The organism is Agrobacterium sp. AGB01, assembly GCF_014851585.1.
Lineage (GTDB): Bacteria > Pseudomonadota > Alphaproteobacteria > Rhizobiales > Rhizobiaceae > Agrobacterium.
Genome location: NZ_JACVAB010000001.1, coordinates 1,386,742 through 1,402,341 on the forward strand (window position 1 = coordinate 1,386,742; position 15,600 = coordinate 1,402,341).

The 15,600-nt window shown below is 56.6% G+C and carries 13 protein-coding genes and 1 riboswitch; of the genes, 7 read left to right on the forward strand and 6 right to left on the reverse strand.

What is annotated here, in order from left to right; translation table 11 throughout:
* Positions 1-51: 51 nt before the first annotated feature.
* Positions 52-2,019: an LTA synthase family protein gene (locus IB237_RS06530; RefSeq protein WP_371815241.1), complete on the reverse strand. Its 1,968-nt coding sequence runs from the start codon at positions 2,017-2,019 to the stop codon at positions 52-54.
* 198 nt (positions 2,020-2,217) lie between these two features.
* Here IB237_RS06530 and IB237_RS06535 point away from each other — a divergent pair, with 198 nt between their 5' ends.
* Positions 2,218-3,897 carry an NAD+ synthase gene (locus IB237_RS06535; RefSeq protein WP_192487740.1) on the forward strand — a complete coding sequence of 560 codons (1,680 nt, stop codon included), beginning with the start codon at positions 2,218-2,220 and terminating at the stop codon, positions 3,895-3,897.
* 565 nt (positions 3,898-4,462) lie between these two features.
* Here the strand turns inward: IB237_RS06535 and IB237_RS06540 are convergent.
* A complete protein-coding gene (locus IB237_RS06540; protein ID WP_192487741.1) occupies positions 4,463-4,840 on the reverse strand; it encodes a glyoxalase superfamily protein in 378 nt (125 codons plus the stop codon).
* Between the two features lie 181 nt (positions 4,841-5,021).
* On the opposite strand from IB237_RS06540, the gene IB237_RS06545 reads away from it, so the two are divergent.
* Both IB237_RS06545 and bluB read left to right on the forward strand, forming a co-directional pair.
* Complete coding sequence (locus IB237_RS06545) at positions 5,022-5,852, forward strand: TolB family protein (RefSeq protein WP_192487742.1); 831 nt, start codon at positions 5,022-5,024, stop codon at positions 5,850-5,852.
* Positions 5,853-5,892: 40 nt separating this feature from the next.
* Positions 5,893-6,078, forward strand: a riboswitch (cobalamin riboswitch).
* Between the two features lie 79 nt (positions 6,079-6,157).
* Positions 6,158-6,844, forward strand: a complete 687-nt coding sequence (gene bluB / locus IB237_RS06550) for a 5,6-dimethylbenzimidazole synthase (protein ID WP_192487743.1) — start codon at positions 6,158-6,160, stop codon at positions 6,842-6,844.
* 34 nt (positions 6,845-6,878) lie between these two features.
* Here bluB and IB237_RS06555 read toward each other — a convergent pair whose 3' ends face one another.
* Positions 6,879-7,961, reverse strand: a complete 1,083-nt coding sequence (locus IB237_RS06555; RefSeq protein WP_371815242.1) for a DUF2865 domain-containing protein — start codon at positions 7,959-7,961, stop codon at positions 6,879-6,881.
* 178 nt (positions 7,962-8,139) lie between these two features.
* Positions 8,140-10,449 (reverse strand): NADP-dependent malic enzyme, encoded by a 2,310-nt coding sequence (locus IB237_RS06560; RefSeq protein WP_192487744.1) that lies wholly within the window; start codon positions 10,447-10,449, stop codon positions 8,140-8,142.
* A 199-nt stretch (positions 10,450-10,648) separates the two neighbouring features.
* On the opposite strand from IB237_RS06560, the gene IB237_RS06565 reads away from it, so the two are divergent.
* On the forward strand, positions 10,649-11,479 hold the full coding sequence (locus IB237_RS06565; RefSeq protein ID WP_192487745.1) for a UDP-2,3-diacylglucosamine diphosphatase: 831 nt from the start codon (positions 10,649-10,651) through the stop codon (positions 11,477-11,479).
* Between the two features lie 95 nt (positions 11,480-11,574).
* Here IB237_RS06565 and IB237_RS06570 read toward each other — a convergent pair whose 3' ends face one another.
* Positions 11,575-11,955, reverse strand: a complete 381-nt coding sequence (locus IB237_RS06570) for a helix-turn-helix domain-containing protein (protein WP_192487899.1) — start codon at positions 11,953-11,955, stop codon at positions 11,575-11,577.
* A 151-nt stretch (positions 11,956-12,106) separates the two neighbouring features.
* On the opposite strand from IB237_RS06570, the gene IB237_RS06575 reads away from it, so the two are divergent.
* Together IB237_RS06575 and IB237_RS06580 are read left to right on the forward strand one after the other, a co-directional pair.
* Positions 12,107-12,496 (forward strand): DoxX family protein, encoded by a 390-nt coding sequence (locus tag IB237_RS06575; RefSeq protein WP_192487746.1) that lies wholly within the window; start codon positions 12,107-12,109, stop codon positions 12,494-12,496.
* A 25-nt stretch (positions 12,497-12,521) separates the two neighbouring features.
* Positions 12,522-13,265 carry an SDR family NAD(P)-dependent oxidoreductase gene (locus IB237_RS06580; RefSeq protein ID WP_192487747.1) on the forward strand — a complete coding sequence of 248 codons (744 nt, stop codon included), beginning with the start codon at positions 12,522-12,524 and terminating at the stop codon, positions 13,263-13,265.
* A gap of 44 nt (positions 13,266-13,309) precedes the next feature.
* Here IB237_RS06580 and dgcA read toward each other — a convergent pair whose 3' ends face one another.
* Positions 13,310-14,293, reverse strand: a complete 984-nt coding sequence (gene dgcA, locus IB237_RS06585; RefSeq protein WP_192487748.1) for an N-acetyl-D-Glu racemase DgcA — start codon at positions 14,291-14,293, stop codon at positions 13,310-13,312.
* Positions 14,294-14,434: 141 nt separating this feature from the next.
* Between dgcA and IB237_RS06590 the strand changes: the two genes are divergently transcribed.
* Positions 14,435-15,598, forward strand: a complete 1,164-nt coding sequence (locus tag IB237_RS06590; RefSeq protein WP_192487749.1) for an ABC transporter permease — start codon at positions 14,435-14,437, stop codon at positions 15,596-15,598.
* The last annotated feature ends 2 nt before the right edge of the window (positions 15,599-15,600 follow it).

A 15,600-nucleotide genomic window follows, 5' to 3' on the forward strand; every position in this document is an offset into this window, starting at 1 on the left:
TGGGAACCTGCTAGAGGCTGACGAAGAGATAAGCGTTTGCCGGGCGTTCGTTCAACTGCTTTCGGCGGGTGTCCGTGTTTCGCCCCAGCTATCTAAATTGTTCAGCCAGTCAAAGCCGGGGAAAAAGCGCGACTTGCCGTATTTTTCGCCAAACATCATGTCGTACTGCAGCAAGCGGTAGTCCCTGATGATGTCGGGTATCGACTGGGAGGAAATCGACCAGTCGGCAATGCCGTTATCCTTGGCATCCACCAGCATGTGACGGTCCACAACCGGGTACTGCTTCTGCACACGGCCAAGCATGCCGGTGTAGAAGGGATCATCCATACCGGCAGTTTTCAGCACGTGGTACGGCAACATGGCAGGGCTGATCGAGCCGATGTTTTTGCGTGTACCTGACTTGGACGACCACACTACCAGAGGGGTCTCATGTTCGCGCTTCATCACCTCAAGCGGCGCGCGGCGTGTCGCCACCATGCCCGGCATATAGCCGCTTTCGACATAGACCTGACCCATCGGTGGCAGGTGATCGCCAAAAGTCACGATGATGGTTTCGCGGTTGCGTTTCTTGGCCCAGTCGATCAGGCGCGCAATGCTCTTGTCGGACTCGTTCACGCCCTGCGCATAGGTCGCCAGCGCGTCTTCGGCACCGGGCGAAAGATTGCCCTTGCCATCAACCCGGATGGAATTGCTGGCGTAACGGTTTGCCTCATAGGGGCCATGGCCCTGCAGCGTCACCGCAAACAGGAACAGCGGGTTCTGCGCGTTATCGGCCGTGCTCATGATCTGCTCGAACAGCGCCTCGTCAGAGGCGAAGATGCCGCGCTTTTCCATGGCCGGCATGTTTTCTTCCGAGCGGAACTCTTCAAAGCCAAACGACTTGTAGACCTCCTTGCGGTTCCAGAACCATTCCTGGAACGGATGCATGGCAATGGCCGAGTAGCCCTCAGCGCGGAAGAACGTCGCCAGCGATGGCACCGGGCCGCGTATATATTGCTGATAGGGAATGCTGCCATAGGGCAGGAAGGCGTTGGAGAAGCCGGTCAGCGCTTCAAATTCCACATTGGCCGTCATGCCGCCAAATTCCGGCGAAAACACATTGCCGGACTGTGTGGCGCGAATGGTCGGCATCGGGTCTGGCGTCAGCGAGACGTTGGAAAGCTTGCGCGGGTCCCACAGCGACTCGTTCATGATGACGATAACGTCGGGCCTTTTGCTGTTGTTGATGGCAAAGGCCGAACCGTCGGCATAGATATCGGCAATATTATCGGCATTATAGGCATCCGGCGCCGAGACATTGGCCATCGGAATGTTGAAGGTAAAGGCCATGACAAAACCGTTATGGCGATAGTTTTCCTTCTGGTCCCACATCATCGGAATAATGTTCAGGCGATCGCGGATCCAGGAATATTGCGAATATTCCATCAGGGAACCAAGACCGGCCAGAACCGGAACGGCAAGCACGAGGCGCCACAGACGGCCGGTGAGTGGCAGCGCAGGCGACGCCTTGTAGATGAAGCGGGCTGCGAAAACGATGGCAACAATGGCAATGGCAAGACCGGCAAACACACCGACCGCCGCCAGTGGCCGCGCCTGCAACATGGCGGGCAGCAACTGGAAAATCTGCCGGCCAAACAGCATGTCTGACGGGTAGAGCGGGTCAGACAGATAAAACTGCTTCTGGCTGGAAATGAGGGCCGGGATGAGCAGTGCCGGTACCGCAATGATAAACGATTGGTAGTGGCGGCCAAACAGCGCGTCGAGTGCGATCATCGCCAAAAAGACCGCAGCAACCGTGGTCATGCCGGGGCGGGCGGTCGAGGTCAAAAATGTGCCGACATCGGTCAGCGTGCCGCGGGCAATCCATTCCAGGAGAACGACCAGAAGCAGCGCGCCAAGCAGGGTATTCACCACGAAAACCGCTTCGCCCAGCAGCATCGTTATGCGCTTGATACTTCTTGTTGAAAGGGCAAAAGCAGCCCTCTCGGTTTCCTCGATCTCGGGAACCGATTTACTCAATGTCGTCACTCCGGCGGTATGGTCACAGAATCATGAAAAGATCTGTCGTCAATTTGTCATGTAACTGTCACATAAGTTTCATGAACGCGACATGAACTGTTGAAAATGCACAGTGTTTCGGGATGAAATTTACGTGACCGCGCCTGTGCTTCTCATCACTGATTGCGGAGTAGGACGCCACACGTTAAATGGTTATGTATGAGCGACTTACACACCACACCGAATACTCTTCGAATTGCTGTCGGGCAGTTCAATCCAACGGTTGGCGACGTGGCGGGCAACCTCGCCAAGGCGCGTGAGGCAAGGGCAGATGCGGCCAGCCAGGGTGCTGACCTTCTGCTTCTGACCGAGCTGTTTATTTCAGGTTATCCGCCGGAAGATCTGGTTTTGAAGCCGGCGTTTCTCAACGCCTGCCTGACGGCGGTTGAAGATCTGGCGGCAGACACCGCCGATGGCGGTCCCGGCGTCATCGTCGGTTTTCCACGACAGGGTGAACTTGGCCGCCACAACTCGGTCGCCGTGCTGGACGGCGGCAAGATCTTGATGCTGCGCGATAAGATCGACCTGCCGAACTACGGCGAGTTTGACGAAAAGCGTGTGTTCGTGGCCGGTGAAATGCCCGGTCCCGTCAATTTCCGTGGTGTCAGGCTTGGTATCCCGATTTGCGAAGAAATCTGGAACGACATGGGCGTGTGCGAAACGCTGGCCGAAACCGGTGCTGAATTGCTGCTGGTGCCCAACGGTTCGCCCTACTATCGCGGCAAGGTGGAAGTGCGCCATCAGGTGGCGCTGCGTCAGGTGATCGAAACCAATCTGCCGCTGATTTTTGCAAACCAGCTTGGCGGGCAGGACGAACTGGTATTCGACGGCGCAAGTTTTGCGCTGAATGCCGACAAGAGCCTGGCATTCCAGATGAGCCAGTTTGAGGCGACACTTGCGGTCACCGACTGGAAGCGCACTGAAAACGGCTGGCACTGCCACAGCGGCCCGATGTCGAAAATCCCCGAGGGCGAGGAAGCGGATTACCGCGCCTGCCTGTTGGGCTTCCGCGACTACGTCAACAAGAACGGTTTCAAGAGCGTCGTGCTTGGGCTGTCCGGTGGTATCGATTCCGCCATTTGCGCCGCGATTGCGGTCGATGCGCTGGGTGAAGAGCGTGTTCGCTGCATCATGCTGCCATACCGCTACACCTCAGATGAATCGCTGAAAGACGCTGCCGATTGCGCCAAGGCGCTGGGCTGCCGTTACGACATCGTGCCAATTGTCGAGCCGGTGGAAGGTTTCCTGTCGTCGCTTGCCGACCTGTTTGAGGGCACCGAAGAGGGCATTACCGAAGAAAACCTGCAAAGCCGTACCCGTGGCACCATCCTGATGGCGGTGTCTAACAAGTTTGGCTCCATGGTGGTGACAACTGGCAACAAGTCCGAGATGTCGGTGGGGTATGCAACACTCTACGGCGACATGAATGGTGGCTTCAACCCGATCAAGGACCTCTACAAGATGCAGGTCTACGCCATTTCGAAATGGCGTAACGAACACGTGCCGCCAACCGCGCTTGGTCCGTCCGGTGAGGTGATACCGGCTAACATCCTGTCCAAGGCGCCATCGGCCGAACTGCGTCCAAACCAGACAGACCAGGATTCGCTGCCACCATATCCAGTGCTCGACGATATTCTGGAATGCCTGGTGGAGCAGGAAATGTCGGTGGATGACATTGTGGCGCGCGGCCATGACGTCACGACCGTACACCGCATCGAGCATCTGCTTTATCTTGCGGAATACAAGCGCCGGCAGTCTGCACCGGGTGTGAAAATTACCAAGAAGAACTTCGGGCGTGATCGGCGTTATCCGATCACCAACCGGTTCCGAGACCGGTAGAGATAATAGCGGCGCGGATCAAACCGCGCCGTTTTTGTATTGTGGGTTGCCGTGCATGGCCGCAACACTACTCTCGTCGTCATTCTCGGGCTTGGCCCTGATATCTGTCGGCGTTGCATATTTGGCGCCGGTTTAGATCCTCGCCACCGGGGCGAGGATGACGTTTGAGTGAGGCGCGTCCCACCATCTCCCTTACTCCTATACCTGTTACAGGAGTCCAGTTGACGTGCGTCCGCACGGCGTAAAAACTCTATTCAGCCCAAAGACTTGGGCTGGCCTGGATTCCCGTGACGAGCACAGGAATGAGGATCGGTTGGTGTTGCTCTCTACACCAAGAGTTTCTTCTATTCGTGAACGTTGCCGGTGCCGCAACCAAACTCTCGTCGTCATTCTCGGGCTTGACCCGAGAATCTATCCACGTTGCATATTTGGCACCGGCTTAGATCCTCGACACAAGGACGAGGATGACGTTTGAGTGGGTGGATGAGCTTGAAACACACTCATCTCTGTCCTCGGGACAAGCCCAGGATGACGGCAGAAATAGAGGAATGCACCATTCCCGTACCTATATCACCTGACCGACATCGATGCGGTTGCCATCCGGGTCTTCAAACACGAAGGCGCGCAGGCCGTAATCCTTGTCTTGCAGACCTTTGATGATGCGCAGGCCATGTTGTTTGCACAGCGTATGCAGGGCATCGACGTCACTCACCATCATGTGGGCCACGTTGAAGGGGGCTGCCTCGTGTGACGGCTGCAGGGTCAGATGCAGCTCAGCATTGCCCTGTTTCAGGATCATGAAACCAACGGGATTGCCGTTTTCAAATGACTTAGTGAAACCGAGTACACCGACATAGAAGTCATGGGCCTTTTGAATGTCCTTGACGGGAAGCATGGCGGCAATCCGGCCAAAACGGATGCCTTGATCGGCGATGGAATTCATCGCGGAACCTCGAACCTGGGAGAAACGGGGCAGGGTAAACGGACGGTGCCGAAACGCTGCTGTTCTCCTTTTTTGAATTTGCAGGACGGTGCCTGCGGCAATAGGATCATTATGTGAAGGTGTCGGGCGATGCAAATGAAATGTCGGCCACTCCTGTCGATGAGCAACCCCGGGAGGATGCGTGCGCAGTTCCATCGAAATCTACAACATCCGTACCCGTCAGATGCGTGTGGTCTGGCAGACCGAGGCGCTGTTTGAAGCGCCCAACTGGTCGCCGGATGGCCAGTACCTTCTGCTCAATGCCGATGGGCTGATCTATCGCCTGTCGCTTTCGGGTGATCCGACACCGGTCAAGGTGGACACAGGGTTTGCGACCCTGTGCAACAACGATCACGGCATTTCGCCTGACGGTTCGCTTTATGCCATTTCCGACAAGGTGGAGTTTGGCAAGAGCGCAATCTACCTGCTGCCGTCTTCCGGCGGCACGCCAAGGCTGATGACGCACAATTTGCCATCCTATTGGCATGGCTGGTCGCCGGATGGAAAATCATTCGCCTACTGCGGCATTCGCGATCAGGTTTTTGATATATATTCCATGGACATAGAAAGCGAAGTTGAATCACGTCTTACGCATGGTGAGGGCCGTAATGACGGGCCGGATTATTCCGCCGATGGCCAGTGGATCTATTTCAATTCCAGCCGCACCGGACTGATGCAGATATGGCGTGTGAAGACTGATGGCTCATCCGTCGAGCGCGTCACCGACAGCAATTTTGGAGACTGGTTTCCACATCCGTCGCCATCAGGCGACAAGGTGGTGTTCGTGTCCTACGACGCCGATGTCTTTGATCATCCCCGTGATCTGAATGTGCGGGTGCGGTTGATGGATGCCGATGGCGGCAATGTCGAGACGCTGTTTGAACTGTTTGGCGGGCAGGGCACCATGAACTCGCCCAACTGGTCGCCTGATGGCGATGAGTTTGCCTATGTCAGGTATTTCCCGGCGACCTAACGCCACATGCTCCCGTGCTTGCATTTGCGCGATGTAGCGGACATAAGCACTGCCGTCAGGTGCCTGCACGACGTGCGGGAGAATCGGGAATCCGGTGCAAGACCGGAGCGTGCCCAACGCTGTAAGGCGGACATCTGCTGCACCAATCGCCACTGGATGTTCCGGGAAGGCGGCAGCGGAAGGACGATGCCAAGCCAGAAGACCGGCCAGACATCATAGACCAGCCCGTATGGACGGCGGGAATGGTTGTTTGCCGGGTGGGTTCTGAGGGGCCTGCCGGCGATAGGCATTGTTGGGGATTGACGATGCAGGACGATCCGTTTTCTGAAGCCCGCCACGCGGCCGGCGCTTTTTCCTGTGACGACAAGGCAGCCGTTTACCGGGCCATTGAGACGCGCCGTGATGTGCGCAATGAGTTTGAAAGCCATCCATTGCCGGATGATCTGGTGACAAGGCTGCTGGCTGCCGCTCACGCCGCGCCCTCGGTCGGTTTTATGCAGCCGTGGAACTTCACACTGATCAGGGATCATGCGATGCGTGAGGCCGCCTGGCAGGCTTTTGCCCGTGCCGATGAGGAAGCGGCGCTGCTGTTCGAAGATGACAGGCAGAGCCTTTATCGTAGCCTCAAGCTCGAGGGCATTCGCACCGCCCCTCTCAGCATCTGCGTGACCTGCGATCCGACCCGTGGTGGCACCGTCGTTCTGGGGCGCACCCACAATCCACGCATGGATGTCTATTCCACGGTCTGCGCCATCCAGAATCTGTGGCTTGCCGCCCGTGCCGAAGGCGTGGGCGTCGGTTGGGTCAGTATCTTCCATGATGCAGACATACGCCGCATTCTCGGCATACCCGACCATATCGAAATTGTTGCCTGGTTATGTCTGGGTTATGTGACCGAACTCTACCGAGAGCCGGAACTGGCCGTGAAGGGCTGGGCCAAAAGGCTGCCGCTGGAAGATCTGGTTTTCCACGATCAATGGGGCCGTCGCTAAATCTATTGGCGCGTGTGAGGAAAAGCGTCGTGCATCACTGCTGCTGCGGTTGTGCACCTTGTAGAGCCGGATTGTGCAGATCGATCCGGCTGGTTTCCTCGGGCAGAAACTGTGGTCCGACGACCCGGACTTTACTATCTTTGGGATCATAGTCGCGCTCGACAGGCGCTGCGGCAACCGGCTGTTCTGTCTGCTTCTTTTCGCCATTCGGCGTCTTGATATCGGTAACGCCGGAATAGGGTTCTGCGGGTTTTGACTGGTTGGCCTCTTCCTGCTTTTTCATCTGGTCGAAATATGACGCCATGTTGCAGCCGCAGGACGGCGAGCGGGTGTCTGCTGACGTGTTGCGATAGGCAAAGGCGGTCGGCAGGTCCTTGTATGGTTTGCCGGTCTCGGCAGAAACCATGTCCGCACTCTCCTGACCTTGCAGGGAGTGGTAATAAAGCTCCGTCTCAGAACCCGGGCACATTTGTTCACAGGTCGCGGCCTGACGGCGAAAATCAAGCGGTGAGGCATTGGACGAAATCGGGAAAAATGCGCCGTCACAGGTCCGTACGCACAGGGTTCTAAGGCCGCCCTGCATTGGCGGTGTGAACACCGGCTGGCGGTTCGGGTCCACCTCGATCATGCCGGGTGGGGCAAATTCCTGGGTCTGGTCATTCGGGCTAGCGGCGGCAGACTGCGGGCGCTCGTCAAAGCAGCCATTGGCATCAAGTGCGGCCATGATACGATCACGGTCAACGCCTCGATTGCGCTGCTGTGCCATCATCTGGTCGCGGCTGACAAGCAGGTCGTCACGCTCCGCCTCGGCGTCATAAAGTGCATCTTCGATCTGGTCGCACAGCTGGGCATTTTCACCGCCGTAAACGACGATGCTGCCGCTCGAGCAGCCATAGGCTCTCAGATCATTGCGGATTTTGCGGATGATGATGTTCTGGCGGGTCAAGGCGCTGGCAAAATGGCGCACTTCGGCAGTGTTGCCAATAATCTGCGCCGGTGCGCGCAATTCCTGACGCAGGTCATCACACACCGAGGCAGCAAAGGACACGGCAGGAAAGCTACCGATCAATACCGGTAAAAACAGCATTGTAAAATTGCGCAGTTTCAAAGCTGTCACCTGTATGTTCCGCTTCCGATGTGGTTGCGTTTTCGGCTTCGCGTCTGCGGCCATCCAAACAAAAAGGATGGAAAAAGATATGCCGCAAGCGCCTCATTCATCAGATTGTTATCATATAAATGAGGCAGTTGCGGCAATCGGCAATTCAAAACTGCGTTAACGCAGCTTTAGGGCACCATTACGGATGCGAGGCTTCCACGACAGCCAGGGCTGCCATGTTGACCACGCCGCGCGATGTCACGGTTGGCGACAGAATATGTGCGGGCAGGGCGGTGCCGAGCAGGATCGGGCCAACATGCAGCGCATCTGTCATGGTGCGAACCAGACCGAGCGAAATATTCGCCGCGTCAAGGTTCGGGAACACCAGCAGGTTTGCTTCGCCAGACAGCGTGCTGTCAGGCATGGCGCGCTTGCGCAGGCTTTCGGTCAGGGCAGAACCACCCTGCATTTCGCCATCGACTTCCAGATCCGGTGCGGTGTCACGCACGATCTGCAAGGCGTCACGCATCTTGCGGGCGCTTTCCGAATCACGCGAACCAAAGTTCGAGTGGCTGATCAGCGCGGCCTTTGGCGTGATGCCGAAGCGGCGGATTTCCTGAGCGGCCAAAATGGTGCTTTCCGCAACTTCTTCTGCGGTTGGATTGTAGGTCACAAACGTATCGGTGAAGAAGGTTGCGCCACGTTGCGAGATGATCAGGCTGAGGCCGGAGAATGCACGCACATCCTTTTTCTTGCCAATGATCTGGTTGACGTCACGCAGGTGACGGTCAAAACGGCCTTCAAGACCGCAGATCAGCGCGTCTGCTTCACCGCGCTTGACAGACAGCGCACCGATGACGGTGGTGTTGGTACGAACGATGGTGCGGGCAGCTTCCGGGTTGATACCCATGCGGCCAACCAGCGCGAAGTAATCATCGACATATTCGCGGTAACGTGGATCGTCTTCCGGGTTGACCACGGCAAAGTCCGCATGAGGACGAATGCGCAGACCGAAACGCTTGAGGCGGGATTCGATGATCTGCGGACGGCCGATCAGGATCGGTACGCCGGTGCCTTCTTCCAGCAGAACCTGGGCGGCACGCAGCACACGCTCGTCTTCACCTTCCGAGAAGATGATGCGCTTCTTCTCAGCCGATTTTGCAGCGGCAAAGATTGGCTTCATCACGAAACCGGAGCGCCAGACGAAACGGTTCAGCTGGTCGAGATAGGCGTCGAAATCGGTGATTGGACGCGATGCAACGCCGCTTGCTGCCGCCGCACGGGCAACGGCCGGTGCAATGCGCAGGATTAGGCGCGGGTCGAATGGCGATGGAATGAGGTAGGTCGGTCCAAACAACGGTGTGTCACCGGAATAGGCTTTCGCAGCCACTTCCGAGATTTCTTCCCGCGCCAGTTCGGCAATTGCCTTGACGGCCGCCATCTTCATTTCTTCGTTGATGGTGGTTGCACCACAATCAAGGGCGCCGCGGAAGATGTACGGGAAGCAGAGGACGTTGTTCACCTGGTTCGGGAAGTCCGAACGGCCGGTGCAGATCATCGCATCAGGACGGGCCGCACGCGCGACTTCCGGCATGATTTCCGGGTTCGGGTTGGCAAGCGCCAGAATAAGCGGCTTTTCAGCCATCTGTACCAGCAGCTCAGGCTTCAGAACGCCAGCCGCCGACAGGCCGAGGAAGACATCTGCGCCATCGATGGATTCGGCCAGAACGCGCTTGTCGCTCTTCTGGGCGTAGATTTCTTTCCACTCGTCCATCAGGGTATTGCGGCCGTCATAAACGAGGCCTTCAATGTCGTGAACCCAGATGTTTTCTTTCTTGGCGCCCAGCGATACCAGCAGGTTAAGGCAGGCAAGGGCTGCCGCACCGGCGCCCGACGTGACGATCTTGACATTGCCAAGCGACTTGCCGGCCAGTTCCAGACCGTTCATCACGGCGGCAGCCACGATGATGGCGGTGCCATGCTGGTCGTCATGGAATACTGGAATGTTCATCTTTTCGCGCAGCTGGCGCTCGACTTCGAAACATTCAGGCGCCTTGATGTCTTCAAGGTTGATGCCGCCAAAGGTCGGCTCCAGCGCCGAGATGGTCGAGACCATGTCGTTGATGCCGGGCGCGTCGATTTCGATGTCGAATACGTCGATGCCGGCGAATTTCTTGAACAGGACGGCTTTTCCTTCCATCACTGGCTTGGAGGCCAGCGGACCGATATTGCCGAGGCCAAGAACAGCCGTGCCGTTGGAAATAACAGCCACCAGATTGGCGCGTGCCGTATATTCGGCGGCCGTTTCGGGGTTTTCGTGAATGGCAAGGCAAGGTGCTGCAACACCCGGCGAATAGGCCAGCGCCAGGTCGCGCTGGTTGCCGAGCGGCTTGGTCGGTTGAATTTCGAGTTTGCCGGGGCGCGGATAGCGGTGGAAAAAGAGCGCCTGTTCGTCCAGGTCAGCACTTGCTGGTTTTGGTTGAGTTTTGTTTTTATCCTGCGAATTCATTCCTGCACCGCTTTTTTCAAATGTTTTCGTTGGGCTTCTGAATACATCAATCAGCCCCATGGTACAGCCGTTATTTGATTGATTCGTGTCAAAATGAGTGTGGGTGAAGAGGGTTTTGCGGCAGAAAATAGTCCTTTGTCATGATGCTGAAACACGACTCTGGTTCTGGAGTATGTAGTTTGATTGCCAAGACAGGGGGATGAATTCCGTGGCCCGGCAAATGGAAACCAGACATTTCAGAACCTTATTTATCTCGGACGTGCACCTTGGCTCCAAGGCTGCCAAAACCGACTACCTCCTAGATTTCTTGCGTCATCATGATGCTGACACGATTATTCTGGTGGGAGACATCATTGACGGCTGGCGTTTGCGCCGCAACTGGTACTGGCCGCAAGGCTGCAATGATGTTGTACAGAAACTGCTGCGCAAGGCGCGCAAGGGTGCCCGGATCATCTATATTCCCGGCAACCATGATGAGTTCCTCAGAGAGTTTCCCGGTTCGCACTTCGGCGGTATCGAAGTCGCCGAACGCATGGTGCATGAAGCGGCAGACGGCAAGAAATACCTGATCATCCACGGCGATGAGTTTGACGTGGTCGTGCGCAATGCCCGTCTGCTCGCTTACCTCGGTGACTGGGCCTACGACGCAGCAATTGCCATCAATGTGATACTGGCGGCCGTTCGTCGCCGTATCGGCCTGCCATACTGGTCGTTCTCGGCCTGGGCAAAGCTGCAGGTCAAACATGCCGTCAACTTCATTGGCGAGTTCCAGCGCGTTGTGGTGGACGAAGCCAAGCGTAACGATGTGGACGGCGTTATCTGCGGTCATATCCACCACGCCGTGATCAGCGAGATGGACGGTATCCGTTACATCAATACTGGTGACTGGGTGGAAAGCTGCACGGCAATTGCCGAAAATGAAGATGGCAGCTTTGAACTGATCACCTGGATGCAGGCTGAAGAAAACCCTGAAAACATCGAGCAGGAAGAACAGATCGCTCTGCCACCGTTCCCGATGCGCGCTGCCTGATGTGACAGAGTGACAAGCGCCTCTCTGGGCGCGCATTTCATCTCAGGCTGTCACCCGAAAACAGCGGTTGCCTCCAGTGTTTGGCGGCAACCCAGCTACTTTTTCGGCGTTACTTTGCGTCCACGTGCCACTTTTTCCGGGACGCTTTTTCCATATTCATTCCACCAGGCCGTCAACGCTTCCATTGTCGGACCGAGGCCTCTGGCTTTCGCAGTTATCTCGTACTCCACGCGAGGCGGGACCTCGGCGTAGACCGTGCGGGAAACCAAACCGTCCAATTCAAGCTCCCGCAATTGGGCGGTCAACATATGCTGGGTGATGCCAGGAATGGCTTTGCGCAGCTCGTTGAAGCGATAAATGCGCTGGTTGAGAAGCCACATGATTTCGAGTTTCCATTTACCCGAAAGCAACGCGAATGCACGCCGCATTTCTTCGTGCATATTTGTGCCGTCCGGCTCATTAGTCTGGTTTTCCATACTTACCACGCGAAATTCATCCTACTCGCGAATATTCATCTAATACCACATTTTCGATGCGAACACCGGATAATCAGCAGTCCTAATCCGGAACACTGAAAATCTTGAATGGAGCAATCTGCCGAAGTCATTCGGCGGCAAGGGATATCTCATGTCTGAAATCTATATTTACTGGGCCGTAACGATCCTGCTGGTCGCGCTCTATCTTGCCTCTGCCATAACCTATGTCGCAAAGACCGAATGGGTCCGGCAGACAATTGCCGGGTTCGGTTACCCAACCTATCTCGTCCATATTTTGACGGTCGTGAAGGTCGCCGCTGTCGTGGCCATCCTGTCCCGCTTCAACGTTGGCTTGAGCGATCTGGCCTATGCCGGGATGCTGTTTCACCTTCTTCTGTCCGGGCTGGCCCATATCGGGGTTCGAAAGCCCGCAAGTGCTCTGCCTGCCATCATAGGGCTGGCGCTGCTTGCCGCATCCTTCACCACCCAGAACGCCGGGCGCGATGTTCCATCACCTTATGCCATGGCGCAGGCGCGCTAATCCCCCACTTGGAAAGGAAATCAAAATGGGAAAACTGACTGGAGAAATTGCCATCGTTGCAGGCGCTGGCAGAGGAATAGGTCGAGCGACGGCAGAGCTATTCGCCGCTGAGGGCGCAAAAGTGGCTGTGCTGTCGCTTACGCCTGCAAATGTAAATGCGGTGGTCGACAGCATTCAAGCCAAGGGTGGCACGGCGCTCGGCGTGACGTGCGACTTGAGTGACGGCAACCAGATTACCGAAGCCGTCGCCAAAGTCGTGCAGACATTTGGCGGCATCGACATTCTCGTGAATGTGGCCTTCGACCCATCTGCGGTTCACTCGCCGATTCTCGATTTGCCAGTCGACCAGTTGCAACGCAATTTCGATATGGGACCGATAGCGTATCTGCGGACCATGCAGGCCTGTCACCCACATCTGAAACGATCGGGTGAGGGATGTGTGATAAATTTCGCATCGCTGGCTGGTGTTTTGGGCATGTCGCCTTACGGACCGTATAACATGGCCAAAGAGGCCGTTCGTGCACTCACCAGGTCTGCGGCGCGCGAGTGGGGACCGGACAATATTACGGTCAACAACCTTCTTCCTGTCGCCGACACCTGGGGTGCTGCACAGAATGCTCCAGCGCCAACCAATGCACTTGGTCGTCACGGCTCGCCGGAAAACGACATCGCGCCCGTTGCGTTGTTCCTTGCCAGCAGCGATTCGAGATTTATTACCGGTTCAAGTCTGACGCCGGATGGCGGGCAAATCATCGATAGCGCAAGATAAAACATCTACGTTGGCGTGCTGTATCGACAGCACGCCAATTTCTATCAGCCCCACAGCGACCGTTCTGGCGGATGCACCAGCGAACCGTCATAGGTCAGTGCCGGTTCGCGATCTCTGGCCAGCAACAATGGACCGTCGAGATCGGCATATTCGGTACCCTGTGCCAACAGCACAGCAGGCGCCATGGCCAGTGACGTTCCAACCATGCAGCCGACCATGATGGTGTAACCCAACCGGATGGCTGCCTGCTTCATCACAAGCGCTTCCGTCAAGCCGCCGGTCTTGTCCAGCTTGATGTTGATGGCGTCATAGCGGTTGCGCAGGGTTTCGAGATCGGCGGTTGAGTGAACGCTTTCATCGGCGCAGATCTGCACCTGCCGGTGGATGCGTGCCAGGATTTCGTCCTTGCCAGCGGGCAGGGGTTGTTCGATCAGCGACACATTGAGCGCGGCTGCAACGGCAAGATGGTGCTCGATATTGTCGTCGGTCCAGCCTTCATTGGCATCGACAATGATCCGACTGTCTGGGGCGGCCTTTCGCACGGCCCGCATGCGGCTTTCGTCGTCATCGGTGCCAAGCTTGATCTTGAGCAGTGGGCGGTGTGCATTGGCAGCCGAGTTGCGCGCCATGGTCTCGGCATCACCAAGCGAAATCGTATAGGCGGTGACCAGTGGCACGGCCGGTTCATGCAGGATCTGTGAGGCAACACTCAGACCAGAGCGTTTTGCCTCATAGTCCCAGAGCGCGCAATCGACGGCGTTACGGGCGGCACCCGGCTTCATCACATGTTGCAGCTCCAGCCGATCCAGCCCTTGAGAGACGGCGTCTGCCATCTTCTCGATATCGGCAATCACGCCCTCTATGCTTTCGCCGTAGCGCTTATAGGGCACACATTCGCCAACGCCGGAAAAGGCGCCGTCGCCAATGGTGCATGTCACGACGTCCGCTTCGGTTTTGCTACCGCGTGAAATCGTGAAGCTGCCGGCTATTGGAAAGGATTCTGCTATCACCTGAAGTTGCGCGGACATAAGTTACACTTCGATATTGTGCGGAAATCGTGCGTAAAATCAAAAAACTCGCGAAATCCGGCCTGTTGCGATGGCTTGTCATCTTGTGAAAAGATATGAATCGATAGATTCGATGGCAAAGCTGCACGCGTATAGGAAAAGATGCAAGCTCGCGATAACAACACGGACGCCCATCAGGCGAGCATTGCTTCGGATGAAAGTTCCGCAGGCGGGCCTGTGCGTTTTTCGCTGAGCGGCGATTGGCGCAACGACACGATCACTGGCGTTCTCAAAGAAATTTCCCGGCCCGGCCAAAACAAACAGTCCGGCAGTGTCGAGATCGACCTGTCTGGTATTGGCCGTGTCGATACTGCAGGCGCCTGGATCATTCAGAAGTTTCGCAATGAACTGAACGCCAACGGCGCCGAGGTCAGCTTTACCGGTGGCAACACCCGCGTTGAGGAGCTGGTCGAAGCCTTGCCGAGCGAGGCGGGTCCGCCACCCGATGCCGCGCCGCGCAAACGTCTTGTTCAACGCGTTTTTGAGCCTGTTGGCCGCAATGTTGTACAGGCGGGCGGCGATTTTCTGGCTGGCATGTATATTCTCGGCTCGGCCGTGCGTGGTGCGCAGATGAAGCTCGGGCGGGGGACTGGTGTGTCTCCAGCCGCCATCATCAACCAGATTGACCATATGGGCGTGCGCGCCGTGCCAATCATCGTACTGATGTCGTTTCTGATTGGTGCGATCATTGCGCAGCAGGGCGCGTTCCAGCTTCGTTATTTTGGCGCGGAAGTGTTCGTGGTCGATCTCGTCGGCATTCTGCAGCTGCGCGAAATCGGTGTACTGTTGACCGCCATCATGATTGCCGGCCGCTCCGGTAGTGCGATCACCGCCGAAATCGGCTCGATGAAAATGCGTGAAGAAATCGACGCGCTGAAGGTCATCGGTCTCAACCCGGTTGGCGTGCTGGTTTTCCCGCGCCTTGTTGCGCTGACGATTGCCCTGCCGCTTTTGACCATTCTTGCCAACTTTGCCGCGCTGTTTGGCGCAGCCGTCGTGGCATTGATCTATTCCGGCATCACGTTTGAAGTTTTCCTGTCGCGTCTGCACGCGGCTGTTGAAATGTCGACCATCGCGTCTGGCATGATCAAGGCGCCGTTCATGGCGCTGATCATCGGTATTGTCGCCGCAGTCGAAGGCATGAAGGTGGGGGGCAGCGCGGAATCGCTTGGCCAGCACGTCACGTCTTCGGTTGTTAAATCCATCTTCGTCGTCATCCTCGTAGACGGGCTTTTTGCCATCTTCTACGCGGCGATCGATTTTTAAGG